The 219-nt window shown below is 51.1% G+C and carries 1 protein-coding gene and 1 pseudogene; one reads left to right on the plus strand and one right to left on the minus strand.

Annotation, left to right across the window (positions count from 1 at the left end):
* The coding region (locus H6B10_RS17110) for a hypothetical protein (RefSeq protein WP_430661797.1) at positions 1-80 on the minus strand (80 nt) is incomplete at its 3' end.
* Between the two features lie 19 nt (positions 81-99).
* Between H6B10_RS17110 and rhuM the strand changes: the two are divergent.
* Positions 100-219: pseudogene (gene rhuM / locus H6B10_RS17115) on the plus strand (RhuM family protein); the annotation flags it as partial.

Genomic DNA, 219 nt, shown 5'->3' on the forward strand with positions numbered 1-219 from the left:
ATATACATGACATTTCCCCGGCGGGCCTGCCGTTCCGCATAGTCAAGGTACATGGTGACAATTTCGTTCAGGTTCCGCATTTCTGTTTCGTTCAGATAGTTTTTGGCAACGGTGCAGAATAAGCTCCACTATGCGGTCACCCACCATACAGCTGCCGAGATCGTATATGGCCGTGCCGACAGCACCAAGCCCAATATGGGCCTGACCACATGGAAAAAC

Origin of the sequence: Gemmiger formicilis (genome assembly GCF_016901605.1) — a bacterium.
Lineage (GTDB): Bacteria > Bacillota > Clostridia > Oscillospirales > Ruminococcaceae > Gemmiger > Gemmiger formicilis_B.